Origin of the sequence: Burkholderia territorii (assembly GCF_902833055.1) — a bacterium.
GTDB classification, from domain to species: Bacteria; Pseudomonadota; Gammaproteobacteria; order Burkholderiales; family Burkholderiaceae; genus Burkholderia; species Burkholderia territorii.
Map to the genome: position 1 here is coordinate 1 of NZ_CADFEJ010000029.1, position 23,023 is coordinate 23,023.

The window sequence follows — 23,023 nt, forward strand, 5'->3', positions numbered from 1 at the left end:
GACCTGCGCGCGAAGCACATCACGGGCAAGGCAGCGGAAGCGGCGCTGGGCGCGGCACACATCACGGTGAACAAGAACGCGATCCCGAACGATCCGGAAAAGCCGTTCGTGACGAGCGGGATTCGCCTGGGCTCGCCGGCGATGACGACGCGCGGCTTCGGCCCGGCGGAAGCGGAACAGGTCGGCAACCTGATCGCCGATGTGCTCGAGAACCCGGAAGATGCAGCGACGATCGAGCGCGTGCGCGCGCAAGTGGCCGAGCTGACGAAGCGCTTCCCGGTTTATCGCTGATCCGGCATGCGCTGCCCGTTCTGCCGGCACGAGGACACGCAGGTCGTCGACTCGCGCGTGTCCGAAGATGGCGCCGCGATTCGTCGGCGCCGTCGCTGCTCGGCTTGCGACAAGCGCTTCACGACATACGAGCGGGTCGAGCTGAACCTGCCGGCCGTCGTGAAGAAGGACGGCAGCCGCACGGAATTCGACCGTCGCAAGATCGTCGCCAGCATGCAACTCGCGCTGCGCAAGCGGCCGGTTGCGGCTGACGCGATCGACGCGGCGGTTGCCCGCATCGAATATCAATTGCTCGCGACCGGCGAGCGTGAAGTGCGTAGCGAGAAGCTCGGCGAACTCGTGATGAACGAGTTGCGCGGCCTCGATACGATTGCCTATGTCCGTTTCGCATCGGTTTATCGCCGGTTCGAGGATGTTTCCGAATTTGCCGACGTGATCGAAGAGTTCCGTCGCGCGTCCCCCTCCAAGCCTCCGCGTAAGCGCTGACGCGCTGCGTCCGTTCATCGTCTTCTCCGTGGGTTCAGTTCGCGCCGATTGTGTCGGCCGCGATCGCATGTCGCCAGTCGGCCGTTCGGCCAATGGCGCGTAGCCGCTTGCGTCGCTACAGTCGTCTCATCACGTTGACGGAGGGCGATGGCGATGGGACGGCACCGATCGTGCGTTGAACGATGCATGCAATGCAGCGGCGGCTTTACGCTCGTCGAGCTGATGGTCGCGATCGCGCTGGCGGCCGCGATCGGACTATACGCAGTGCCCGCATTCGATCAGTGGCACATGCGCGAACGTGTGGATGCACGCGCGCGCGCGTTGCTCGGCGCGCTGTCGTTCGCGCGCACCGAGGCGACACGTCTCGGCGTGCGCGTGACGCTGTGCAGGGCCGGGCGCGACGGCGACTGCATGCATTCCGGCGAGCGGTGTGACCTCGCGGGATGGTCGTGCGGCTGGCTCGTCAGCGGGCATTTCGACGGACGATCGCGCGTGCTGCGGCGCTATCCGCGCGATGCAGACATTGCGGTCGCGGGGGCGGCGCACGATCTGGCATTTGCTCCGCCGGCGGGCCAGGTGCTTGGCGGGATCAGGCGTTTCGAGCTGCGTCCTCAGCGCATGCTGTCCGGTGACGACACACGCGTGTCGCGCTGCATCCGGATCGCGGCGGGCGGCCGCGCGCGCGTCGTCACCGGTCGTTGCGAAGCGGCATGACGCGCGCACGCAAGTCGATGCACGGCACGTCGCTGCTCGAAGCGGTGCTCGCCGTCGCGCTGCTCGCGGCGGTGATGCTGGCCGTGACCGGCAGCCAGCTTGCGATGACGCGCGCGCAGCGGGCGACGATCTGGCGTGAACGCGCGCTGTGGCTGGCCGATGCTCGCATTGAGAGCCGGCGCGCAATGGCAGGCGCTGACGATGGCATCGCGGCGCTCGCGTCCGCATCATTGCCCGGCGGCACGAGCGCGCTCGACAATGGGCCGGCGGGAATCCGCTACGTGACGGTCGGCTGGCGTGAGCTCCGCGCTCATGCCGATGCGCCGCCATCGGCGCGCTGCGAAAGCGCACGCTCGGCGGTCGGGCCGCCGTCGTGCGTGCGGATGCCGTTTCGAGAGGCCGGGGCCGATGCCGATGAACGCTGATCGCCGCAGTCGCGCGCATACGCTGCTCGAAGTGCTGATCGCGATGACGGTCGGTCTGCTCGTGCTAGCCGCTGCCGGTGCGCTGTACCACGCCCAGCGCGTCGCGCAGCGGCGAGCGGAAGACGGGTTCCGGATGCGCGATGCGGCCGCGACAGCACTGATGCTGATCGGCCAGCAGATCCAGATGGCCGGATTTCGCCCGCTCGATGTGGCAGGGCCGGCATCGTTGCCGCCGGTGTTCGGCTGTTCCGCGGGGCGTGTGCGAGGCAATGGAGCACAGGTGCACTGCGAAGCCATGCGCGCAGCATCGGACGCATTGCTCGTTCGGTATGTCGGCGATGCGGTGTCGACGTGGCCGACTATTGGGGCGCAGGTGTCGGATTGTCTCGGGCAGGGTGTCGGTGCTGCCGGTGAGCGGGCGCTCGTGGAAAACCGCTTCGACGCGCACGTCAGTCCGTCGACGGGCGAGCCCGAGTTGTACTGCGAGGGAAGCGGGCGCCCGGGCACGCCGCAACCCGTCGTGTCCGGCATCGACCAACTGCGCGTGCGCTACCTGCGTCGCGAAACCGCGCGGTTCGTCGACGCGGGAGCGATGGGCAGTGGCGACTGGCGCAATGTCGTTGCCTTGCATGTGTGCGTCCGTGCGCGTGGCGAACCGATCCACGAGCCGGCGCGTCATGTCGATTGCGACGGCCGCTCGGCCGTTTCGTCGGACGGCCGCGCGCATCTGGTGCTGCATCGAATCGTCGCGCTGCGCAATGACGCGGCCGCATTCACCGATCCCGGCGTTGACGCGGTGCTGGATCCTGGGGTGTTGCAATGATCTGCGCAAGCCGATTCGTAGACGAGCTTGCGACGCGAATCGCGGCAGGCAACGCAACGCAAGGCAGCACAACGCACCTCAACGCGGCGTGCCGCGCTGTCCCGCGACCTGCGACACGCGGTGATGCACCCATGCTGAGCGGAACGCGTTCCCGTATAGGCGTTCCGTCCACGGGCCGCGGCTGGCGTCGCGACGCCGGCCTGGCACTGCCTGCCGTGATCGCGGTCGGCGCGGCAGTCGCCGCGCTGACCGGCACATGGTTCGAATCCGCACTGACGGAATCGCGCCGCACGCGTGCATTGTCGGATCGGCTGATCGCATTTCACGCAGCCGATGCAGCACTGGCAGCCTGCACGGCGCGATTGCTCCGAGGCGGCGCGCCGTACATCGACGAATCCGCGTCAACCGTCGAACCGGACGCATGGCGGCGTGCGCCCGCGCTGAATGTCGCCGAAGCATTCGCACCATTCGCCTCATGGCCGATGGCGAGCGAGCCGCCGCGTTGCCTGATCGAAGCCTGGCGAGGTGTCGGTCCTCGAGGGAGTCGCGCTTATCTCATCACCGCATGTGGAGTCGGTGGCCATGCGTCAAGCGCGGTCTGGCTGCAGAGCCAGACCGCGCTGCGAGACGGCCGCATCGTTGCGCAACGCTGGCGTCGCGTCGCGGCGGTTCCTCGATGAAACGGCCTGCATCGATGCGCCGGTCAGCAGCGTTCACGTTGCTCGAACTGATGGTCGTGCTTGCGATCGTTGCCGTGCTGGCCGGGTGGGGTATCCCGTCGTATCGCGAGCATGTCGCGCGCACGCATCGCGCATCCGCAGTCGCCGCACTCTATCGCGCGGCGCAGTATCTCGAAACGCTTGATGGCGCGCCGCCACGCACGCTGCCACACGCATATTCGCACGCGCCCCCGGACGGGCAGGCGGTCTACGACGTGGCCCTGCGGCTAGCAGACGGCAATGGTGCGCCGGTGGCCTACGAACTCGTTGCCCGCCCGCTCGATGCAGGCCCGATGCGCGACGACGCATGCGGCGCGTTCACGCTGCGTGCTGATGGCACCAAAGGCAACGCGGGATCGAAAGCTGCAGAAGCCGATTCGCTGCAGCGGACCTGCTGGGGCGTGCGTTGATCACACGATCACACACGGAAAACGCGCATCGGCGTGAGGCCGTGCGCGCTGGTCGTAGCTCGTCAGTCGCCGTTCGCGGCGGTTTCGCGCTCGTCGCGCGACTGTTTCCAGATCCGGTAGACCTCCCAGGCTGCGAAGCCGACGGTGCCCCACTTCAACGCCGGGCCCGCGCTCGCGCGCAGCAGCGAGCGAACGGGTTTCGCCAGCACGAGCGACGCGAGCGAACTCAACATCGGGTACTGGTTGACGAGGTGGCCGAGGCTCGCATTCAGGTTCTTGGCGGACTGGCTGAACCTGGTGCCCGACAGGCCGGGGACGAACACCTTGAGCCAACTGAAGCGCGTGACGGCGTGGCGCACTTCGGCGGCGGCTTCGGCAAGCTCGAGCCGCTCGACCTCGGATCGCAGGATTAGCAATTCCTTGCGGAGCGCGCGATGCTGCGATGCGCTCCAGTTCGATCGCGACGAATGGGGGCGGGCGGAATGGCCCGTGACGTTCTGGCTCATGGCGCGTCGGCGAAGTAGGTGAGAGAGGGGAACGCGGTTGCGTTCACGGCTTGCCGCGGAAAATTTCGCGGTCTTTCTCGAGCTCGGCGAGCGTCGCCTCGAACACGGTCGGCGCGTCGCGCAGGCCCGAACGCGCCTTCCACGCACAGGCGATGGCCGCGATTGCGTATAGCGCGGTGATGGCGGCGAGCGACTGCCAGCGATAGGTATCCCAGAATGCAATCGCGACGAGCACGGTCAGGCTGATGAGCGCCATCGTCGCGAGCATCATGGCCGCGAGCCCGAGGAACAGCACGCCCATCAGGCGTTCCTTCTCCTCGGCGAGCTCGATGCCGACCAGTTCGAGGCGCGTTTGCAGCAGGCCGATCGCGGAGCCGACGAGGCGGCGCAGCGGTCCTTGGCCGGACGGCTGCGGGTGGGTGTCTGTCGTCATGGATGAGGCGCTTGTGCGCGCAATGAGCGGCTAGGGCAATGCCAGCCGGCGGCGAACCGCCGGCTAGCCTCGGCACTCACGCGCCGCACGGGGCGGCGCATGAGGAGCAACGGCGCTGCGCGCGTTACTTGCGGTTGATCAGCAGGCCGATCAGCACACCGACGCCCGCGGCGACGCCGATCGACGTCCACGGATGCTCATGCACGTAGTCGTCGGTCGCGCGCGCGGCCTTCTTGCCTTTCTCGACCACCACGACCTGGACGTCGGTTGCCTTTTCCTTGGCCTGCTTCAGGCGCGACATGGCTTTCTCGCGCAGCTCGGCCGCACGGTCGCCCGTGCTGCTCGCTGCCTGCTTGAGCAGATCCTCGGCGTCCGCGAGAACGGTTTTGATATCCGACATCAGTTTCTCCTTGTTGATTTCCGACATTGCAACTCCCTTCATGCTGTCATGCTGCAGGTTCACATCGTAGCGAAACCCCTGCCTGCTGGCGAGCCGGGAAGACACGCGGCGGCGGTGCAAGACTACATGGTAAATGACTCGTCAGCATTGACAGAGCCGCAAATGCTGCGAAAAGTTTCCGTTGCGGACGTCCGGACTGCCCGGATACCGGGTAAAAATGACAAAAAAGTATGAATATCAAACGGAATAATCGTTCGCACGGCCCATTGCTTCCCGTAAGCTGATGGACTGTCCCGCGCCGTCCGGCGCGCGGTTTCAACCAGCATCGTTCGAGGAGGGAACATCATGAGTCTGCGTCTTGGTGACATCGCACCGGATTTCGAGCAGGAATCGAGCCTGGGCCCGATCAAGTTTCACGAGTGGCTGGGCGACAGCTGGGGCGTCCTGTTCTCGCACCCGGCCGACTACACGCCGGTATGCACGACTGAACTCGGGCTGACCGCGAAGCTGAAGGGCGAATTCGAGAAGCGCAACGTGAAGGTGATCGCGCTGTCGGTCGACGGCGTCGAATCGCACAAGGGCTGGATCAACGACATCAACGAAACGCAGTCGACCGTCGTCGGCTTCCCGATCATCGCCGACGCGGACCGCAAGGTGTCGCAGCTGTACGACATGATCCATCCGAACGCGAACGAAACGCTGACGGTGCGCTCGCTGTTCGTGATCGATCCGAACAAGAAGGTGCGGCTCATCATCACCTATCCGGCGAGCACCGGCCGCAACTTCGACGAAGTGCTGCGCGTGATCGACTCGCTGCAGCTGACGGACAACTACAAGGTCGCGACGCCCGGCAACTGGAAGGACGGCGACGACGTCGTGATCGTGCCGTCGCTGCAGGATCCGGAAGAGCTGAAGAAGCGCTTCCCGAAGGGCTTCAACGCCGTGCGTCCGTACCTGCGCCTCACGCCGCAGCCGAACAAGTAAGCAGCGTCTGTCGCATCGGCGGCGCGTGACGAACGCGTGCCGATGAAAACGGCCCGCCGGGCAGCGATGCCGGGCGGGCCGTGTCGTTTTCGGCGGCGCCCGCATGACGAGACGGGTGCCGCGTATCGCGCCGGAATGATCAGAAGAAAGCCTGGATGCCCGTCTGCGCGCGGCCGAGGATCAGTGCGTGGATGTCGTGCGTGCCTTCGTACGTGTTCACCACTTCGAGGTTCACGAGATGGCGCGCGACGCCGAATTCGTCCGAGATGCCGTTGCCGCCGAGCATGTCCCGCGCGAGCCGCGCGATGTCGAGCGCCTTGCCGCACGAGTTGCGCTTCATGATCGACGTGATCTCGACGGCCGCCGTGCCTTCGTCCTTCATCCGGCCGAGACGCAGCACGCCCTGCAGGCCGAGCGTGATCTCGGTCTGCATGTCGGCGAGCTTCTTCTGGATCAGCTGGTTCGCGGCGAGCGGCCGGCCGAACTGCTTGCGATCGAGCACGTACTGGCGCGCGGTGTGCCAGCACGATTCGGCCGCGCCGAGCGCGCCCCAGGCGATCCCGTAGCGCGCCGAGTTCAGGCATGTGAACGGGCCGCGCAGGCCGCTCACGTTCGGCATCAGGTTCTCTTCGGGCACGAACACTTCATCGAGGACGATCTCGCCGGTGATTGACGCGCGCAGCCCGACCTTGCCGTGAATCGCGGGCGCCGACAGGCCCTTCCAGCCTTTTTCGAGAATGAAGCCGCGGATCGCGTCCTTGCCGTTTTCTTCCAGTTTCGCCCACACGACGAAGACATCGGCGATCGGCGAGTTGGTGATCCACATCTTCGCGCCGGACAGCGAGTAACCGCCGGGCACCTTCTTCGCGCGCGTGACCATGCTGCCCGGGTCGGAGCCGTGGTTCGGCTCGGTCAGCCCGAAGCAGCCGATCCATTCGCCGCTCGCGAGCTTCGGCAGGTATTTCTGCTTCTGTGCGTCGGAGCCGAATTCATGGATCGGCACCATCACGAGCGACGACTGCACGGACATCATCGAGCGGTAGCCGGAGTCGACGCGCTCGACTTCGCGCGCGATCAGCCCGTAACTCACGTAATTGAGACCGGGGCCACCGTATTCTTCCGGAATCGTCGGGCCGAGCAGGCCGATCTCGCCCATCTCGCGGAAGATCTCGGCGTCGGTGCGTTCATGGCGGAACGCCTCCGTGACGCGCGGCGCGAGCTTGTCGCGCGCGTATGCGTGCGCGGCATCGCGCACCATGCGTTCTTCCTCGGTCAGTTGCTGGTCGAGCAACAGCGGATCATCCCAATGAAAAGTTGCAGCAGTCATCGTGTCATCTCCTGTCGGCCAGAGTTAGCGCTTTAGCGCTTACTCTGGCCCCATACTTCGCGGTCGGCCAGAGTTTGGCACTTCAGCGCTTACTCTGGCCCCATGCTTCGCGGTCGGCCAGAGTTTGGCACTTCAGCGCCTGCTCTGGCTCCATGCTTAGCCGTCGGCCAGAGTTGGCGCTTTCAGCGCTTGCCCTGATCCCATCGTTTATGGTCGGTCCCGGGGTGTGGCGATTCGCTGCCTCGCCCGATGTCAAAAGTTCGCTTGACTAGAGTTCCGCTGTGCGGAACAATGTTTTGCAAAACGAACCCAGTGTAGCATCACATGGCGCTTTCAACCATCGACGAAACCACGATCGACGAACGCAAGTTCGTCGTAGCGCTCGCGCGCGGCCTCGACCTGCTGCGCGCATTCCGGCCCGGCGAGACGATGCTCGGCAATCGCGACTTCGCCGAGCGCACCGGCCTGCCCAAGGCGACGGTGAACCGGCTTGCCTATACGCTGACCGTGCTCGGTTACCTGCGTTATGACGAGACGCTCGGAAAGTATGCGCTCGACGCCGGCGTGCTGTCGCTCGGCTACGCGTTGCTGTCCGGCTCGGGGACGCTCGATCTCGCCCGCCCGCACATGCAAGCGCTCGCGCGCGAAATCGGCGCGGCCGTGTCGCTCGGCTGCCGCGACGGGCTCGACATGATCTATCTGGAGACGATCCGCAGCGAAACCGCGCTGACGCTCGGGCTTGCGCCCGGCTCGCGGCTGTCGATGCTGACGAGTTCGATGGGCCGTGCGTACCTGGCCGCGCAGCCGGAGGACGTGCGCCGCGCGCTCTATGCGGATCTGCACCGGGCGGCCGGCGGCGCGGCCGACGCGGATGCGCTCGTCGCGGCCGCGCAACAGGCGGTGGCCGAGTTCTCCGCGGGCGGATGCTGCTATTCGTTCCGCGCGTGGCACATGGACGTGAACGCGGCGGCCGTGCCGTTTCGCGAGCCGCGCGAGGGGCGCTGGCTGATCCTGAGCTGCAGCGGGCCCGCGTCGTCGATGGACGAGGACGTGTTCCGCACGCAGATCGGGCCGAAGCTGAAGGCGCTCGCGCAGCGACTCGGGCAGACAGTCTGAACCGGGCATCGCGAGCGGCGCGCCGCGTCGCGCCGCGCCGGCCGCCCGTCGGATGGGCGCCGCAGCCGGTTGCGCCGCGCGCGAACCGCGCTCATCATCGTCTACGGATTGCGCGACGACGACGAGGCTCGGGATGTCCCACCTGGAAACCATGGAAGGCGGTTGTGCATGCGGGGCGATCCGCTACCGGATCGCCGGCATTCCGGCCGATGCAGGCTTTTGCCATTGCCGGCTCTGTCAGCGCACGACGGGTGCGGCGGTCGTCGCGTCGGCATCGGTGCCGCTCGACGCATTCGAATACCTGCGTGGCGAGCCGACGGTCTATGCGTCGAGCGCCTGGGGCGAGCGGCGCTTTTGCGGCCGCTGCGGCGCGCAGCTGGAGTATCGTCTGGCCGATGCGCCGAAGACCGTGGAAATCAACTATGCGACGCTCGACGAACCCGCGCTGCTGCGTCCCGCGTGGCACGTCTGGTACGGGGATCGCTTCCCGGGCATCGAGATCGACGACGATCTGCCGAAATTCGACGACGGTGGAAGGGCATAGGCGGCGGTTGTCGATGCTGCCGGCGTCGACACGTTGCGCAAGCGTGTTGGACCTTCCACGGATGAGCAGAAGCAGAAGCGGAAGCGGAAGCGGAAGCGGAAGCGGAACCGGAACCGGAACCGGAACCGGCCGGCATCGCGCAACGATGCACGCCGCCCCCCGATTCCCGCCGCAATCACCGCCCCCGGACTGCGCCATCGGACGTTTCGCACCCAGCGCGGGCCGACGATTACCCGTTCACGCCGGGACGACCTTCGCGAACACCGGCCCCTGCATGAACCGCACGTCGTGCTGGCGCAGCAGCTCGCACTGCGTCTCGTCGACGACGCCATCGAAAATCAGCGGAATCCGCACGCGCTGCGCATACGCGACCAGCGCCTTCACCATCCCGTCACGCAGCGCGATGCCCGCATCCATCTTGATGTAGTCGGGCCGCGCCATCTCCGATTCGACCGCGAGGATCCGGCCCGGGTCGGGCAGCTTGTCCGCAACCTTGAAGCCGTGATGCTGGTAGCTGCGCGTCAGGTAGCCGAGGAAGGTCTTGTGCGCGACGGCGGCCGCCGGCAGCTCGATCACGATCCGCTCGGCCGGCAGCCCGAAACGCTGCAGAACCGACGAGAAATGCTTGCCGTGGTCGTACTTCACGCTCTTGAGCAGCCGTTCGTGCACGCGCAGGAACAGCAGCCCGTGGCGTTGCGCGCCGAAGAAGTTGATCGCGTGCAGCGCGCGCGACAGCCGGTCGATCGCGACGAGCGTCTGGTCGTCGACGGCCGAGTCGACCGGATCGTGCGCCGACCCCGTGACCAGCGTGACCGCCTGGAAGCCGAGTTCGTCGCCGTAACGCTCGATCGCGTCGGCGAACGACGTCGACTGCGGCGCGCCGGGCATCGTCACGTCGTAGATCGGCTCATAGGCGCTCGCGAGCGTGCGCTCCGGCAGCGTTGCACACGCGGTGCCGCCCTCGGCAAGCGCAAGGTGTTCGCGCAGATACGGCAATTGCCCGGCACGGACGACCAACTCGGGAATGTTGGGCGGAATCATCGGCGTAGGAAGGAAAAATGGCGGCCGAAAGGGCCGCCTCATGTCTTGATATTAGCAGCGCGCGCCCGGCTCGGCTTGGCGTTTCGCTCATATCGTTATCCCGTCCTCGCGTCGATGGCTAGGGTTTACGTTGATTTCACTATTCGTAATTGGTTTTACTATTCGTAAATCCAAGGATTTGTCGCCGATCAAGAAAAGCGGCGTTCGGCGCCCGGAGCGGCGCCGTTTCCCGAATCGGATCAACAGGAAGCAAGGAGCGAGACGTGGCGGTTGACAGCAGGTGGGCGAGGCAGGGCGGGCCGCGGCAGCGGCGGGCAACGGGCACGAGCGGGACGAAGCCGTGCGCGTCGGCGAGCGCACGGCGGGGCTGAGGAGCGGATGGCGACCATGAGCATCGATTACCAGACGCTGAAGTTCGACTACAAGCCGCGCGCGACGCGGGCCGGCGGCGACGACGCGGCCATTCACCCGGTGATCGTCGTCGGCGCGGGCCCGGTGGGCCTGTCGGCCGCGATCGACCTCGCGCAGCAGGGCGTGCCGGTCGTGCTGCTCGACGACGACGACACGCTGTCGACGGGCTCGCGCGCGATCTGCTTCGCGAAGCGCACGCTCGAGATCTTCGACCGGCTCGGCTGCGGCGAGCGCTTCGTCGACAAGGGCGTGAGCTGGCACGTCGGCAAGGTGTTCCTCCAGGACGAGCAGCTGTATGCGTTCGACCTGCTGCCGGAGGAAGGCCACGCGCGTCCGGCATTCATCAACCTGCAGCAGTACTACGTCGAAGGCTATCTGGCCGAGCGTGCGTTCGCGCTGCCGAACATCGACATCCGCTGGAAGCACAAGGTAACCGGTGTCGCGCAAGCGGCCGAACACGCGACGCTCACGGTCGAGACGCCGGAAGGCATCGAGACGCTGCGCGCGCAATACGTGATCGCGGCCGACGGCTCGCGCAGTCCGATACGCGCGGCCATGGGCCTCGAGAGCCGCGGCCGCACGTTCAAGGACCGTTTCCTGATCGCCGACGTGAAGATGAAGGCGGAATTCCCGACCGAGCGCTGGTTCTGGTTCGATCCGCCGTTCCACCGCAACCAGTCGGTGCTGCTGCATCGTCAGCCCGACAACGTGTGGCGCATCGACTTCCAGCTCGGCTGGGACGCGGACCCGGTCGCGGAGAAGCAGCCGGAGCGGGTCATTCCGCGCGTGCGCGCGCTGCTCGGGCCGGACGTCGAGTTCGAGCTCGAATGGGTGAGCGTCTATACGTTCCGCTGCCAGCGGATGGATACGTTCCGGCACGGCCGCGTGCTGTTCGCGGGCGATTCCGCGCACGGCGTGTCGCCGTTCGGCGCGCGCGGCGCGAACAGCGGCGTGCAGGACGCGGACAACCTCGCGTGGAAGCTGAAGCTCGTGCTCGACGGCCGCGCGGACGACCGCCTGCTCGACACGTATGCGAGCGAACGCGAATTCGCGGCCGACGAGAACATCCGCCACTCGACGCGCTCGACCGATTTCATCACGCCGAAGAGCGCGGTGTCGCGCGTGTTCCGCGACGCGACGCTGAAGCTTGCACGCGACTGCGAATTCGCGCGCAAGCTCGTGAACAGCGGCCGTCTGTCGGTGCCGGCCGTGCTCGCCGATTCGCCGCTGAATACGCCGGACCGCGCTGGCGACGCGTTCGCGTGCGCGATGCGCCCGGGCGCGGCGGCGGCCGATGCGCCGGTGCGCGCGCAGGGCCGGTCGGGCTGGCTGCTGCGGCACCTGGGCGACGGTTTCACGGGCGTGCTGTTCGGGCTGCCGGGCGACGCCGCCGCGCTCGCGCAGGCGCTCGACGGCCTGGCGCTGCCGGTGCGGCCGGTGTTGGTCGTGCCGGCCGGGCATGCGCAGCCGGTGGCCGGGGTCGACGTCGTGGAGGACGTCGACGGCCTCGCCGCGCAACGCTACGACGCGAAGCCGGGCACGTTTTACCTGCTGCGCCCCGACCAGCATGTCTGCGCGCGGATGCGCTCGCTCGAGCGCCACGCGATCGCCGACGCGCTGGCGCGCGCGACGTGCGCGCGCCCAACACCGCATTGAACACGACAACGATAACGGAGACACTCGTCATGCCCCGACTCGACACCCGCCCGCGCCTGGCCGATCCGGATGCGTTCTACGAAGCGCTGATCGACATGCATCGCGATTTGTCCGACGCCGACAGCCAGCTCGTCAACGCGAAGCTGATCCTGCTGCTCGCGAACCATATCGGCGATGCCGACGTGCTGCGCGAAGCGATGGCGCTCGCGCGCCAGGGCGTGACGCCGCCCGTGCATCCGACGGCCGAGGTGGCGCAATGAGCGCGGCGCCGGCCGACGCGCGCGTGCTCGAAGTCGAGCGCGTGATCGACGAGACCCACCGCCCGGGTTTTCACTGGATGCTGCTCGCGTTGTGCGGGCTGTGTCTCGTGATCGACGGCTTCGATGCGCAGGCGATGGGCTATGTTGCGCCCAGCGTGATCGCCGAATGGGGCGTGCCGAAGCAGGCGCTCGGGCCGGTGTTCAGCGCGAGCCTGTTCGGGATGCTGCTCGGCGCGCTCGGGCTGTCGGTGCTGGCCGACCGGATCGGGCGGCGCCCGGTGCTGATCGGCTCGACGCTGTTCTTCGCGGCGACGATGCTCGCGACGCCGTTCGCGGGTTCGATCCCGGTGCTGATGGCGCTGCGCTTCGTCACGGGCCTCGGCCTCGGCTGCATCATGCCGAACGCGATGGCGCTGGTCGGCGAATTCAGCCCGGCCGCGCATCGCGTGAAGCGGATGATGATCGTGTCGTGCGGCTTCACGCTCGGCGCCGCGATCGGCGGCTTCATCAGCGCGGCGTTGATTCCGGCGCTCGGCTGGCGCTCGGTGTTCTTCGTCGGCGGCGCGGTGCCGCTCGTGCTGACCGTCGCGATGCTCGCGCGGCTGCCCGAGTCGCTGCAGTTCCTGGTGCTGAAGGGGCGCGACGCGCACGCGCGCGCGTGGCTCGCGCGCTTCGCGCCGCAGGCCGGCATCGATGCGAACACGCGCATCGTCGTGCGCGAGCGTGCGGCGAGCGGCGCGCCGGTCGCCGAGCTGTTCCGCGAAGGCCGCTTGCCGGTCACGCTGCTGCTGTGGGCCATCAGCTTCATGAACCTGATCGACCTGTACTTCCTGTCGAACTGGCTGCCGACGGTGATGCGCGACGCGGGCTATTCGCCGGGCACGGCCGTGATCGTCGGCACGGTGCTGCAGACGGGCGGCGTGATCGGCACGCTGTCGCTCGGCTGGTTCATCGAACGCTACGGCTTCGTGCGCGTGCTGTTCGCGTGCTTCGCGTGCGCGGCCGTCTCGGTCGGGCTGATCGGCTCGGTCGCGCATGCGCTGCCGTGGCTGCTGATCGTCGTGTTCGCGGGCGGATTCTGCGTGGTCGGCGGGCAGCCGGCCGTGAATGCGCTCGCGGGCCAGTATTACCCGACGTCGCTGCGCTCGACCGGCATCGGCTGGAGCCTCGGCATCGGCCGGATCGGCTCGGTGCTCGGGCCGCTCGTCGGCGGACAACTGATTGCGCTGAACTGGACCAACGGCGCGTTGTTCCACGCGGCCGCGGTGCCCGTGCTGTGCTCGGCGCTGTTCGTGCTGGGACTGGCCGCCGTCGCGCGGCGCAGCGGTGCGCAGGCGCCGAACGCCGCCATGAATTGATGGAGAAAGGAAACGATGACGCTTGACCTGTCGAAACCGGCGCGAGCCGGCTACCTGAGCGGTTTCGCGAACGAATTCGCGACGGAGGCACTGCCCGGCGCGCTGCCGCACGGGCGCAACTCGCCGCAGCGCGCGCCGTACGGGCTGTATGCGGAGCAACTGTCGGGCACCGCGTTTACCGCGCCGCGCAGCCACAATCGCCGCTCGTGGCTGTACCGGATCCGGCCGGCGGCCGTGCACCGGCCGTTCGAGCCGTTCGCGAGCCCGCAACGGCTCGTGTCGGAATTCGGCGACTCGGCCGACGTGCCGCCGACGCCGCCGAACCAGCTGCGCTGGGATCCGCTGCCGATGCCGGTGGAGCCGACCGATTTCGTCGAAGGGCTCGTGACGATGGCCGGCAACGGCTCGGCGGCCGCGATGAACGGCTGCGCGATCCACCTGTACGCGGCGAACCGCTCGATGCAGGACCGCTTCTTCTACAGCGCCGACGGCGAACTGCTGATCGTGCCGCAACAGGGCCGGCTCTTCATCGCGACCGAATTCGGCCGGCTCGATGTCGAGCCGTTCGAGATCGCGGTGATCCCGCGCGGCGTGCGTTTTTCCGTCGCGCTGCCGGACGGCGACGCGCGCGGCTATATCTGCGAGAACTTCGGCGCGCTGCTGCGACTGCCCGACCTTGGGCCGATCGGTTCGAACGGGCTCGCGAACCCGCGCGATTTCCTCACGCCGCAGGCCGCGTACGAGGATCGCGAAGGCGCGTTCGAGCTGATCGCGAAGCTGAACGGGCGCCTGTGGCGCGCGGATATCGGACATTCGCCGTTCGACGTCGTCGCGTGGCACGGCAACTACGCGCCGTACAAATACGACCTGCGCCTGTTCAACACGATCGGCTCGATCAGCTACGACCATCCCGATCCGTCGATCTTCCTCGTGCTGCAGTCGCCGAGCGACACGCCCGGCGTCGACACGATCGACTTCGTGATTTTTCCGCCGCGCTGGCTCGCGGCCGAGGATACGTTCCGCCCGCCGTGGTTCCACCGCAACGTCGCGAGCGAGTTCATGGGTCTCGTGCACGGCGCGTACGACGCCAAGGCCGAAGGGTTCGTGCCGGGCGGCGCGAGCCTGCACAACTGCATGTCGGGCCACGGGCCGGATGCGGACACGTTCGAGAAGGCATCGGCGAGCGACACGACGAAGCCGCACAAGGTCGACGCGACGATGGCGTTCATGTTCGAAACCCGCACGTTGATCCGTCCGACGCGCTTCGCGCTCGACACCGCGCAGCTGCAGGCCGACTACTTCGAATGCTGGCAAGGCATCAAGAAACACTTCAATCCGGAGCAAAGATGAGCGACACCCAAGACTGGCGCGCGACGCTCGACCCCGCCCGCAAGAGCTGGGTCGACACGGCGAACGATCCCGCCTGCGATTTCCCGATCCAGAACCTGCCGTTCGGGATCTTCAGCGATCCGAATCAACCGGCGCGCCGCGCGGGCGTCGCACTCGGCGACCGCATCGTCGACCTCGCCGCGCTCGCGCGTGCGGGCCTCGTGACGCTGCCGGCCGGCGCCGACGTGTTTGCCGCGCCGACGCTCAATCCGTTCATCGCGCTCGGTCGCGACGCGTGGCGCAGCGTGCGCGTGCAGCTGTCGCAGCTGTTCTCGCGCGACGACGCGCGACTGCGCGATGACGCCGCGCTGCGCGCGCAAGTGCTCGTCGCGCAGCGCGATGCGACGCTGCACCTGCCGGTCGACATTCCCGGCTACACCGATTTCTATTCGTCGAAGGAGCATGCAACCAACGTCGGCTCGATGTTTCGCGATCCGAAGAATGCGTTGCTGCCGAACTGGTCCGAGATGCCGATCGGCTACAACGGCCGCGCGTCGTCGGTGGTCGTGAGCGGCACGCCGGTGCGGCGCCCCAACGGGCAACTGAAGCTGCCCGACCAGGAGCGCCCGGTGTTCGGCGCATGCCGCAAGCTCGACATCGAGCTGGAGACCGGGTTCATCGTCGGCAAGGGCAACGCGCTCGGCGAGCCGATCGCATGCGAGGATGCCGAAGCGCACATCTTCGGGATGGTGCTGCTGAACGACTGGAGCGCGCGCGACATCCAGCAGTGGGAATACGTGCCGCTCGGCCCGTTCAATGCGAAAACCTTCGCGACGACGATCTCGCCATGGATCGTCACGCTCGACGCGCTCGAACCGTTTCGCGTCGCGCAGCCCGAGCAGTCGCCGCAGCCGCTCGAATATCTGCGGCACGCCGGCAAGCACGCGTTCGACATCGCGCTGGAAGTAACGCTGCGCCCCGAAGGCGCCGCCGAGGCGACGTCGATCTGCCGCACCAACTTCCGGTACATGTACTGGACGATGGCGCAGCAGCTCGCGCATCACACGGTCGCGGGCTGCAACACGCGCGTCGGGGATCTGATGGGTTCGGGCACGATCAGCGGGCCGACGAAGGACTCGTTCGGCAGCCTGCTCGAACTGACGTGGAACGGCAAGGAACCGCTCGCGCTGAACGGCGGCGGCAGCCGCGCGTTCATTGAGGACGGCGACGAACTGACGCTCGCGGGCTGGTGCCAGGGCGACGGCTATCGCATCGGCTTCGGCGCGTGTGCCGGCAAGATCCTGCCGGCGCACGGCGCGTGACGGACTGCACCGCGACTCGCGACGCGTAGTAGCAAGGAGAAGGCGGCCCGCATCGCGCGGGCCGTTTTCGTTGTGGCGAAGGATGGCGATGCGCCTGTGCCGGTGCGCGGCGCTTGCGTCAGCGACAGTGCCAGCGTCAGACCGCGCGCTGCAACGCGGCGCGCCGCTCCCACAGCGCGGCCGCGACGAACGCGGCGACGCACACGACCAGCACGCCGATCAGCGCGTGGCTGCCCAGTTGCTCCATCAATGCGCCCGCAACCAGTGGGCCGCCGAAGCTCGCGGCGCTCCACGATGCCGACACGAGCGAGCTCGCGGTGACGAGCGCCGCGCCGCGGAAGCGTTCGCCGCACGCGACGAGCGACAGCGTGTAGATGCTGCCGGCCGCCGCGCCCAGCACGAACAGCAACGGCCAGCACAGCCACGGGTTCGCGATCACGAGCGGCAACAGCGGCAGGCCCGCGAGCACGATCCAGCCGGCGCCGAGGTGCACGCGTTCGCGGCCGAGCTTGTCGGCGAGCCAGCCGATCGGGAACTGCATCGCGGTGTCGCCGAACAGCATGATCGACGCGAGCAGCACGGCGGTCGCGCTCGCGACGCCGTGATCCATCGCATAGAGCGGCAGCAACGACAGCGCGAGCGTATCGAACAGCGCGAAGAAGCCGGTGCCGATGATCAGCGCGGGCATGCGCGGCAGCACGGCAAGCCAGCTGTCGTGCGCCGCGTGATGCGCGTCGTCGCCGGCGAGCGGCGCGCGCCGGATGGTCGCGAGCGTCGGCAGCGCGAGCAGGAACAGCGCGCCGCACAGCGCGAAGCGGATGCTCGTCGCGCCGGCGATCTGGCTGACCAGCACGGGCCCCGCCATCTGGAACAGCGTGAAATTGGTCGCGTAGATCGCGACCACGCGGCCGCGCGTCGAATCGTCGGCGAGCTGGTTGACCCACGCCTCGCCGATCGTAAACAGCAGCATCAGCGCCGCACCGCACAGCACGCGCAGCACGCCCCAGACGATCAGGTTCGACGTGAACTGCATGAGTGCCGTGGCCGCCGCGAGCAGCACGACCGACACGACGATCGCGCGGCGTGCGCCGATGCGCCGCGCGAGCGCGGTGACGAACGGGACGATCGCGAGGCCGCCCAGCGCCTGCGCGGCCGTCAGCATGCCGACGACGTTGGTGCCGTGCCCGGCTTCGGTCAGCGCGAGCGCGGTCAGTGGCATGGTGGCGCCGGTGCCGAGACCGACGACCGCGACGCTGAGGATCAGTGCGAGGAAATCGCGATTGAGAATGGCTTTCATCGGCCGCGATGCTACACCGCGAACCCTGAAAGGTCCATGAAGGCCATCAGGTTCGCATCGCGTTGCGTGCGCAACGAATGCGGCGGGCCGCGGCGGGCCGCCGCACCGGCGCGCGTCATACGTATCCGGTCGGCCCGCTCACCGGACGGCGTTCGAGCGACGCCGACCACAGCGTGAGCGCGAGCGCGGCGAGCGCCATCGCCGCGCCGACCCACGGCAGGTTCACGAGCGACACGCCGGAGCCGATCGCCATGCCGCCGAGCCATGCGCCCGTCGCGTTGCCGAGGTTGAACGCGCCCTGGTTCAGCGTCGACGCGAGGTTCGGCGCGTCGCTCGCGCGATCGACGATCAGGATCTGTAGCGGCGGCACGATCGCGAACGCGAGGATGCCCCACACGAAGATCGTCGCGAGCGCGGCGAACGGCACGTGCATCGTGCCCGCGAACAGCGCGAGGACGATGCCGATCAGCGCGAGCGTCGCAATCAGCGACGGCATGCGGCGCCAGTCTGCGAGCTTGCCGCCGAGCGTGCCGCCGACCGTCAGGCCGAGACCGAACAGCAGCAGCACGTAGGTGACCTGGCGCGGCGAGAAGCCCGTCACGTCCTCGAGGATCGGCGTGATGTACGTGAACACGCTGAACAGGCTCGCGGACGCAAGCACGCTGATGCCGAGCACCATCAGCACCTGCGGGTGCTTGAGCACGCCGAATTCGCGCGTGATGCTGGTCTCGGGCATCGCGAGGTTCTTCGGCAGGCACACCGCGAGCGCGGCGGCCGCGGCAACGCCGATGCCGGTGACGGCCCAGAACGTCGCGCGCCAGCCATATGCCTGGCCGAGCGCGGTGCCGAGCGGCACGCCGAGCACGTTCGCGAGCGTGAGGCCGGTAAACATCAGCGCGATCGCCTGCGCACGCCGGTTCGGCGCGACGAGGTTGCTCGCGACCACCGAGCCGATGCCGAAGAACGCGCCATGACAGAACGCGGTGACCACGCGCGCGGCCATCAGCACCGCGTAGCCGGGCGCGATCGCGCAGAACAGGTTGCCCGCGATGAACAGCCCGATCAGGCCCATCAGCGCGCGCTTGCGCGGCATCTTCGCGGTGACGACCGCGAGGATCGGCGCGCCGATCGTCACGCCGAGCGCGTAGCCCGACACGAGCATGCCGGCCGCCGGAATCGACACGCCGAGGTCGCGGGCGACGTTGGGCAGCAGCCCCATGATCACGAACTCGGTGGTACCGATTCCAAATGCGGCGACGGCAAGGGCGAAAAGAGGTAATGGCATCGCGGTGGGCTGCGGAAAAGGTCGCGGCCCGGGAGCCGGCGCGGGATGCGCGGGACGGGCAGGGCGGGAGAGGTCAGCCACGATTCTACTTCAGTGAAAACCCCTATGCTTGGGGCCAAAACAGGTGTTGCCGGCGTGCGACGCGGTCACGGCCGCGTGCACCACAGTGTGGGATTGCGTGCGGGTTCGGCCGCGAATTCGGGGCGCAACGAAGCCGGGGGCGCGGCCATTGCGCGCGTATTGCCTTAGGGGAGCCCGGCCGACCGGCGATTCGGTCAGCGCTGCGGCGGGGCGCCGCCTGCCGTCGAGCCGGAGTGGTCATCCGGTTCGGCGACGGCGGGCGATGGCGATGACGGCGATGACGATTCGGCCGTCATGCCGGCGTGTGCCGTCGCGCAAGCGGCGGCCTGCGTCGCCGGCGCGTCCCAGCCGTTTTCGAACAGGCAGGCCTCGATCGGCATCCGCGCGGCCCAGCGCTCCTGTTCGAGCATCGGTTTCGCATAGAACGCATCGACGTGCCCGACGCACAGCACGGCGATCGGCTTCGCGCCGGCCGGCATGCCGAGCAGCGTGCGCAGCGCGTCGACGTCGAACAGCGACACCCAGCCCATCCCGAGCCCTTCCGCGCGCGCGGCAAGCCACATGTTCTGGATCGCGCACGCGGCGGACGCGAGGTCCATCTCCGGCAGCGTGCGGCGGCCGAATACATGGCGCTCGCGATCGTCGGTCAGCGCGACGACGAGCAACTCGCCGCATTCGCGCACGCCTTCGACCTTCAGCCGCATGAATTCGTCCTGCCGCTCGCCGAGTGCGTCGGCGGTGGCGCGGCGCTCGGTCTCGACCAGCGCGTGGATCGCGGTGCGCAGCGCGGGGTCGGTGATGCGGATGAAGCGCCATGGCTGCATGAAGCCGACGCTCGGCGCGTGGTGCGCGGCGCGCAGCAGCCGCGCGAGCGTGGCCGGATCGACGGGCGCCGGCGTGAAGTGGCGCATGTCGCGCCGTTCGAAGATGGCGCGGTAGACCGCGGCGATGGCGGAGTCGTCGAAACGCATGAGCGGCGCAAGCAAGGAGGAGTCGGCGCAACGATAGCAGACGCCGGGCATGCGGCGTTACATCAGTCGAAACAAAATGATGAACCGTTGACGGATTGCGTGCGCCGGGCGCCGGCGCTCAACGCCCGGTCGTGACGACGTTGGTCGGCGTGCCGGCGTGCCATGCCTCGATGTTTCGCAACGTCGTGTGCGCGATCTCGGCGAGCGCCTCGCGCGTGAAGAACGCCTGGTGCGACGTGACGATGACGTTCGGGAACGTCAGCAGGCGCGCGAGTACGTCGTCCTGCAGCGGCAGGTCGGAGTGATCCTCGAAGAACAGGCCGCTTTCCTCCTCGTACACGTCGAGCCCGAGATGGCCGAGCTGGCCGCTCTTGAGCGCGTCGACCAGCGCCTGCGCGTCGACGAGGCCGCCGCGGCCGGTATTGATCAGCATCGCGCCGTGCTTCATCCGCGCGAGCGTCTGCGCGTTGATCAGATGGTGCGTCGACGGCAGCAGCGGGCAGTGCAGGCTGACGATGTCCGCGTGGTGCAGCAGCTCGTCGAGTTCGACGTAGCGCGCGCCGAACGCGATCAATTCGTCGTCGTACGGCGGCATCGAGTGCGCGAGCACGTGCATGCCGAAGCCCATCATGATCTTCGCGAACACGCTGCCGATCAGGCCGGTGCCGATCACGCCGACGGTCTTGCCGTGCAGGTCGAAGCCGAGCAGGCCGTTCAGCGAGAAGTCGCCTTCGCGCGTGCGTGCGACCGCGCGCGGCAGCCGGCGGTTGAGCGCGAGGATCAGCGCGACCGCATGTTCGGCAACCGCATGCGGTGAATACGCGGGCACGCGCACGGCGGCGATGCCGAGCCGCTCGGCGGCTGCCAGGTCGACGTGGTTGAAACCCGCCGAGCGCAGCGCGATCAGTCGCGTGCCGCCGTCGGCGAGCCGTTCGAGCACGGCCGCGTCGACGGTGTCGTTGACGAACGGACAGACGACCTCGTAGCCGTGCGCGAGGATCGCGGTTTCCGCGTCGAGGTGCGACGGCTGGAAGTGCAGCCGATAGCCGAATTGCCGGTTGGCGGCGGTAAACGATTCGTCGTCGTACTGCCGGCTGCTGAACAGGATCACGCGCACGCTGCACCTCCGATGGCTGACGCGTGCAGTTTACTGCAGGCCCGTTTGCCGGCCGGTGACGATGTCGGCGCGATCGGGCGTGCGCAGGAAGCCGTAGCCGGCGCGCTCGCGGGCCGTCTGCGCGCCGAAATGCTCGAGCACGTGCTCGACGAAGCTGCGCGTGCGGGCCGGCACGTACTGGCGGTTCGGGTAGACGACGGAGAGCTGCGCGTCCGGGTCGTCGATCCGGAAGGTGGGCAACAGCCGAACGAGCGCGCCGGTGGCCAGCGCATCGGCGATGCTCGGCTCGGGCAGCACCGCGATGCCCGAGCCGGCGACGGCTGCCGCCTGCACGAGCGCCAGCTGGTTGACCGTGCAGGTCGGGCGCACCGTGATCGAGTGCGTGGCGCCGTCGTGGCCGACCAGCCGCCACGTGGGCGCATGCTGGTGCGGCGCGAGCGTGACCCAGTCGTGGCCCGGCAGGTCCTCGGGGGCGCGTGGCTCGCCGCGCCGTTCGAGATACGCGGGCGCCGCGCACGCGACGAACGGGTTCGGCGCGAGTGCGTGGCCGATGAGCGTCGGGTTGCCGTCGAGCCGGTCGCCCGTCGCGATGCCGACGTCGTAGCCGGAATCGAGCACGTCGAGCGGCCCTTCGGCGACGGTGAGCTGCACGCGCAGTTCGGGGTAGCGGTGCCGGAAGCTGTTGACGAGCGGCGTGAGCGCGAGCGGCGACAGCAGCCCCGACGCGACGACCCGCAGCGTGCCGGCCGGCTCGCGCACGGCGTGCGTGACGGACGCCTCGAGATGGTCGAATTCCTCGAGCAGCGCCCGGCAGCCGTCGAGGTAGCGCAGGCCGGCCTCGGTCAGCGACAGGTTGCGCGTGGTGCGGTGAATCAACCGCGTGTTCAGGTGAGACTCGAGCATCGCGATCGAGCGCGTGACGAGCGCGTTGGAGACGCCTAGATGGTGCGCGGCGCGCCGGAAGCTCTGCTGTTCGGCGACGCAGACGAACACACGCATGGTCTGAATCTGGTTCATGGCTCGCGAATTTCTGGCCCGGTTGATTGATTTTGGTTGTGATTTTTCGTTGTACGACCTGGAAAGCCGTCGCGTGACACCAGGTTCTGGCCCGTATCGAAAAATCCGTTTTCGATTCTGCAGACGATTGTTCAATACGGAACCGATATCCGTCAACCTGAGAAAACGGGCGGGTTGCGTGAAATCGAAATCGCGGGTATCGATTTAGCGGATCGATGCTGTGTGCGGGTGCCGGGAATAGCGGGAAGTGTATTAGGCGAAACTCCGCGTGATTCGAATATTTCCCATATAAATCAATGCATTGTTCGCGGTTATGGGTGGCCGGGGGAGCTAATGGGGGAAATCGGTCACCAATAGATGCTGCGATAGTGGATGTTTTTGCACAGGTCCGGTTTTCGTCGACCGATTCCACTCTGCGCGATTTTTATCGTGATGAACCGGTATTCCGGTCGATACGTGTATCGCGCAGAACGAGCGCATCGGGAGTGCCTCGCATTACCGTCCGAGAAAATCGCGGACATCGAACTGCCGATGGAACCGTTTCGCATGCGCATCGCAATGGCGCGGCATTGCGAAACCCGCTCGTGCGGCGCACGCGCGGCCGGCTGGCCCGGTCCGTCGACCGGGCCAGCGTCTCGCTGTCCGGCCGCGCGTGCCTCTTGCGCGCGGGCGCGGAACGCGGAATGATCGATCAGTTCGC

The 23,023-nt window shown here is 67.7% G+C and carries 24 protein-coding genes and 1 pseudogene; 15 read left to right on the forward strand and 10 right to left on the reverse strand.

Annotation, left to right across the window (positions count from 1 at the left end):
* From glyA to HW466_RS28850, 7 genes and pseudogenes are all read left to right on the forward strand, one after another.
* Nucleotides 1–291: pseudogene (gene glyA, locus HW466_RS28820) on the forward strand (serine hydroxymethyltransferase); the annotation flags it as partial.
* Between the two features lie 6 nt (nucleotides 292–297).
* Nucleotides 298–777, forward strand: a complete 480-nt coding sequence (nrdR, locus tag HW466_RS28825) for a transcriptional regulator NrdR (RefSeq protein ID WP_006760615.1) — start codon at nucleotides 298–300, stop codon at nucleotides 775–777.
* A 153-nt stretch (nucleotides 778–930) separates the two neighbouring features.
* Nucleotides 931–1,491 carry a GspH/FimT family pseudopilin gene (locus tag HW466_RS28830; RefSeq protein ID WP_059543737.1) on the forward strand — a complete coding sequence of 187 codons (561 nt, stop codon included), beginning with the start codon at nucleotides 931–933 and terminating at the stop codon, nucleotides 1,489–1,491.
* On the forward strand, nucleotides 1,488–1,916 hold the full coding sequence (locus tag HW466_RS28835) for a hypothetical protein (RefSeq protein WP_059543565.1): 429 nt from the start codon (nucleotides 1,488–1,490) through the stop codon (nucleotides 1,914–1,916). Before HW466_RS28830 ends, HW466_RS28835 begins: the two co-directional genes overlap by 4 nt.
* Nucleotides 1,900–2,739: a PilW family protein gene (locus tag HW466_RS28840; RefSeq protein ID WP_151005417.1), complete on the forward strand. Its 840-nt coding sequence runs from the start codon at nucleotides 1,900–1,902 to the stop codon at nucleotides 2,737–2,739. Before HW466_RS28835 ends, HW466_RS28840 begins: the two co-directional genes overlap by 17 nt.
* A gap of 218 nt (nucleotides 2,740–2,957) precedes the next feature.
* Entirely contained in the window at nucleotides 2,958–3,419 is a 462-nt protein-coding gene (locus HW466_RS28845; RefSeq protein WP_059868972.1) for a pilus assembly protein, read from the forward strand.
* Complete coding sequence (locus HW466_RS28850; protein WP_059507009.1) at nucleotides 3,416–3,868, forward strand: type IV pilin protein; 453 nt, start codon at nucleotides 3,416–3,418, stop codon at nucleotides 3,866–3,868. Before HW466_RS28845 ends, HW466_RS28850 begins: the two co-directional genes overlap by 4 nt.
* Nucleotides 3,869–3,930: 62 nt before the next feature.
* On the opposite strand, the gene HW466_RS28855 is transcribed toward HW466_RS28850, so the two are convergent.
* From HW466_RS28855 to HW466_RS28865, 3 genes are all read right to left on the reverse strand, one after another.
* Nucleotides 3,931–4,374: a DUF3318 domain-containing protein gene (locus HW466_RS28855; RefSeq protein ID WP_059450911.1), complete on the reverse strand. Its 444-nt coding sequence runs from the start codon at nucleotides 4,372–4,374 to the stop codon at nucleotides 3,931–3,933.
* A gap of 43 nt (nucleotides 4,375–4,417) precedes the next feature.
* On the reverse strand, nucleotides 4,418–4,807 hold the full coding sequence (locus HW466_RS28860; RefSeq protein ID WP_059450910.1) for a phage holin family protein: 390 nt from the start codon (nucleotides 4,805–4,807) through the stop codon (nucleotides 4,418–4,420).
* A 124-nt stretch (nucleotides 4,808–4,931) separates the two neighbouring features.
* Nucleotides 4,932–5,234, reverse strand: coding sequence for an ElaB/YgaM/YqjD family protein (locus HW466_RS28865; protein WP_006754606.1), 303 nt, complete (start codon nucleotides 5,232–5,234; stop codon nucleotides 4,932–4,934).
* Between the two features lie 318 nt (nucleotides 5,235–5,552).
* On the opposite strand from HW466_RS28865, the gene HW466_RS28870 reads away from it, so the two are divergent.
* Nucleotides 5,553–6,191, forward strand: coding sequence for a peroxiredoxin (locus HW466_RS28870; protein ID WP_059450909.1), 639 nt, complete (start codon nucleotides 5,553–5,555; stop codon nucleotides 6,189–6,191).
* A gap of 139 nt (nucleotides 6,192–6,330) precedes the next feature.
* On the opposite strand, the gene HW466_RS28875 is transcribed toward HW466_RS28870, so the two are convergent.
* Entirely contained in the window at nucleotides 6,331–7,518 is a 1,188-nt protein-coding gene (locus HW466_RS28875; RefSeq protein ID WP_059450908.1) for an acyl-CoA dehydrogenase, read from the reverse strand.
* Nucleotides 7,519–7,842: 324 nt separating this feature from the next.
* On the opposite strand from HW466_RS28875, the gene HW466_RS28880 reads away from it, so the two are divergent.
* Nucleotides 7,843–8,634, forward strand: coding sequence for an IclR family transcriptional regulator (locus HW466_RS28880; protein ID WP_059543566.1), 792 nt, complete (start codon nucleotides 7,843–7,845; stop codon nucleotides 8,632–8,634).
* A 133-nt stretch (nucleotides 8,635–8,767) separates the two neighbouring features.
* A complete protein-coding gene (locus tag HW466_RS28885; protein ID WP_059450906.1) occupies nucleotides 8,768–9,178 on the forward strand; it encodes a GFA family protein in 411 nt (136 codons plus the stop codon).
* Between the two features lie 237 nt (nucleotides 9,179–9,415).
* Here HW466_RS28885 and HW466_RS28890 read toward each other — a convergent pair whose 3' ends face one another.
* Nucleotides 9,416–10,219 carry an EAL domain-containing protein gene (locus HW466_RS28890; RefSeq protein ID WP_059450905.1) on the reverse strand — a complete coding sequence of 268 codons (804 nt, stop codon included), beginning with the start codon at nucleotides 10,217–10,219 and terminating at the stop codon, nucleotides 9,416–9,418.
* 378 nt (nucleotides 10,220–10,597) lie between these two features.
* Between HW466_RS28890 and HW466_RS28895 the strand changes: the two genes are divergently transcribed.
* From HW466_RS28895 to fahA, 5 genes are read left to right on the forward strand one after another with little or no spacing between them, the layout of a single operon-like run.
* The gene (locus tag HW466_RS28895; protein WP_174905550.1) at nucleotides 10,598–12,286 is read left to right on the forward strand and encodes an FAD-dependent oxidoreductase; all 1,689 of its coding nucleotides are present in this window, start codon (nucleotides 10,598–10,600) and stop codon (nucleotides 12,284–12,286) included.
* A gap of 29 nt (nucleotides 12,287–12,315) precedes the next feature.
* Nucleotides 12,316–12,546 (forward strand): DUF2783 domain-containing protein, encoded by a 231-nt coding sequence (locus HW466_RS28900; RefSeq protein WP_059450903.1) that lies wholly within the window; start codon nucleotides 12,316–12,318, stop codon nucleotides 12,544–12,546.
* The gene (locus tag HW466_RS28905; protein WP_059450902.1) at nucleotides 12,543–13,904 is read left to right on the forward strand and encodes an MFS transporter; all 1,362 of its coding nucleotides are present in this window, start codon (nucleotides 12,543–12,545) and stop codon (nucleotides 13,902–13,904) included. The genes HW466_RS28900 and HW466_RS28905 overlap by 4 nt, the downstream gene beginning before the upstream one ends.
* 15 nt (nucleotides 13,905–13,919) lie before the next feature.
* A complete protein-coding gene (gene hmgA / locus HW466_RS28910; protein WP_059507013.1) occupies nucleotides 13,920–15,254 on the forward strand; it encodes a homogentisate 1,2-dioxygenase in 1,335 nt (444 codons plus the stop codon).
* Nucleotides 15,251–16,555 (forward strand): fumarylacetoacetase, encoded by a 1,305-nt coding sequence (gene fahA, locus HW466_RS28915; protein WP_151006358.1) that lies wholly within the window; start codon nucleotides 15,251–15,253, stop codon nucleotides 16,553–16,555. The genes hmgA and fahA overlap by 4 nt, the downstream gene beginning before the upstream one ends.
* A gap of 136 nt (nucleotides 16,556–16,691) precedes the next feature.
* On the opposite strand, the gene HW466_RS28920 is transcribed toward fahA, so the two are convergent.
* The 5 genes from HW466_RS28920 to HW466_RS28940 all read right to left on the reverse strand — a co-directional run bounded on the left by HW466_RS28920 (nucleotide 16,692) and on the right by HW466_RS28940 (nucleotide 22,323).
* Nucleotides 16,692–17,852: an MFS transporter gene (locus tag HW466_RS28920; protein WP_059543571.1), complete on the reverse strand. Its 1,161-nt coding sequence runs from the start codon at nucleotides 17,850–17,852 to the stop codon at nucleotides 16,692–16,694.
* 115 nt (nucleotides 17,853–17,967) lie between these two features.
* Nucleotides 17,968–19,137 carry an MFS transporter gene (locus tag HW466_RS28925; RefSeq protein ID WP_059543572.1) on the reverse strand — a complete coding sequence of 390 codons (1,170 nt, stop codon included), beginning with the start codon at nucleotides 19,135–19,137 and terminating at the stop codon, nucleotides 17,968–17,970.
* 275 nt (nucleotides 19,138–19,412) lie between these two features.
* Entirely contained in the window at nucleotides 19,413–20,189 is a 777-nt protein-coding gene (gene bluB / locus HW466_RS28930; RefSeq protein ID WP_151005805.1) for a 5,6-dimethylbenzimidazole synthase, read from the reverse strand.
* Nucleotides 20,190–20,307: 118 nt separating this feature from the next.
* Nucleotides 20,308–21,306 carry a 2-hydroxyacid dehydrogenase gene (locus HW466_RS28935; protein WP_151005804.1) on the reverse strand — a complete coding sequence of 333 codons (999 nt, stop codon included), beginning with the start codon at nucleotides 21,304–21,306 and terminating at the stop codon, nucleotides 20,308–20,310.
* Nucleotides 21,307–21,336: 30 nt separating this feature from the next.
* Nucleotides 21,337–22,323: a LysR family transcriptional regulator gene (locus HW466_RS28940; protein ID WP_059800259.1), complete on the reverse strand. Its 987-nt coding sequence runs from the start codon at nucleotides 22,321–22,323 to the stop codon at nucleotides 21,337–21,339.
* Between the last annotated feature and the right edge of the window lie 700 nt (nucleotides 22,324–23,023).

What these genes read in the sequence shown, in the direction of transcription:
- nrdR (WP_006760615.1), top strand. Translation starts at nt 298, where the DNA reads ATGCGCTGCCCGTTCTGCCGGCACGAGGACACGCAGGTCGTCGACTCG.
- HW466_RS28830 (WP_059543737.1), top strand. Translation starts at nt 931, where the DNA reads ATGGGACGGCACCGATCGTGCGTTGAACGATGCATGCAATGCAGCGGC.
- HW466_RS28835 (WP_059543565.1), top strand. Translation starts at nt 1,488, where the DNA reads ATGACGCGCGCACGCAAGTCGATGCACGGCACGTCGCTGCTCGAAGCG.
- HW466_RS28840 (WP_151005417.1), top strand. Translation starts at nt 1,900, where the DNA reads ATGCCGATGAACGCTGATCGCCGCAGTCGCGCGCATACGCTGCTCGAA.
- HW466_RS28850 (WP_059507009.1), top strand. Translation starts at nt 3,416, where the DNA reads ATGAAACGGCCTGCATCGATGCGCCGGTCAGCAGCGTTCACGTTGCTC.
- HW466_RS28855 (WP_059450911.1), bottom strand. Translation starts at nt 4,374, where the DNA reads ATGAGCCAGAACGTCACGGGCCATTCCGCCCGCCCCCATTCGTCGCGA.
- HW466_RS28860 (WP_059450910.1), bottom strand. Translation starts at nt 4,807, where the DNA reads ATGACGACAGACACCCACCCGCAGCCGTCCGGCCAAGGACCGCTGCGC.
- HW466_RS28865 (WP_006754606.1), bottom strand. Translation starts at nt 5,234, where the DNA reads ATGTCGGAAATCAACAAGGAGAAACTGATGTCGGATATCAAAACCGTT.
- HW466_RS28870 (WP_059450909.1), top strand. Translation starts at nt 5,553, where the DNA reads ATGAGTCTGCGTCTTGGTGACATCGCACCGGATTTCGAGCAGGAATCG.
- HW466_RS28875 (WP_059450908.1), bottom strand. Translation starts at nt 7,518, where the DNA reads ATGACTGCTGCAACTTTTCATTGGGATGATCCGCTGTTGCTCGACCAG.
- HW466_RS28880 (WP_059543566.1), top strand. Translation starts at nt 7,843, where the DNA reads ATGGCGCTTTCAACCATCGACGAAACCACGATCGACGAACGCAAGTTC.
- HW466_RS28885 (WP_059450906.1), top strand. Translation starts at nt 8,768, where the DNA reads ATGTCCCACCTGGAAACCATGGAAGGCGGTTGTGCATGCGGGGCGATC.
- HW466_RS28890 (WP_059450905.1), bottom strand. Translation starts at nt 10,219, where the DNA reads ATGATTCCGCCCAACATTCCCGAGTTGGTCGTCCGTGCCGGGCAATTG.
- HW466_RS28895 (WP_174905550.1), top strand. Translation starts at nt 10,598, where the DNA reads ATGGCGACCATGAGCATCGATTACCAGACGCTGAAGTTCGACTACAAG.
- HW466_RS28900 (WP_059450903.1), top strand. Translation starts at nt 12,316, where the DNA reads ATGCCCCGACTCGACACCCGCCCGCGCCTGGCCGATCCGGATGCGTTC.
- HW466_RS28905 (WP_059450902.1), top strand. Translation starts at nt 12,543, where the DNA reads ATGAGCGCGGCGCCGGCCGACGCGCGCGTGCTCGAAGTCGAGCGCGTG.
- hmgA (WP_059507013.1), top strand. Translation starts at nt 13,920, where the DNA reads ATGACGCTTGACCTGTCGAAACCGGCGCGAGCCGGCTACCTGAGCGGT.
- fahA (WP_151006358.1), top strand. Translation starts at nt 15,251, where the DNA reads ATGAGCGACACCCAAGACTGGCGCGCGACGCTCGACCCCGCCCGCAAG.
- HW466_RS28920 (WP_059543571.1), bottom strand. Translation starts at nt 17,852, where the DNA reads ATGAAAGCCATTCTCAATCGCGATTTCCTCGCACTGATCCTCAGCGTC.
- HW466_RS28925 (WP_059543572.1), bottom strand. Translation starts at nt 19,137, where the DNA reads ATGCCATTACCTCTTTTCGCCCTTGCCGTCGCCGCATTTGGAATCGGT.
- bluB (WP_151005805.1), bottom strand. Translation starts at nt 20,189, where the DNA reads ATGCGTTTCGACGACTCCGCCATCGCCGCGGTCTACCGCGCCATCTTC.
- HW466_RS28940 (WP_059800259.1), bottom strand. Translation starts at nt 22,323, where the DNA reads ATGAACCAGATTCAGACCATGCGTGTGTTCGTCTGCGTCGCCGAACAG.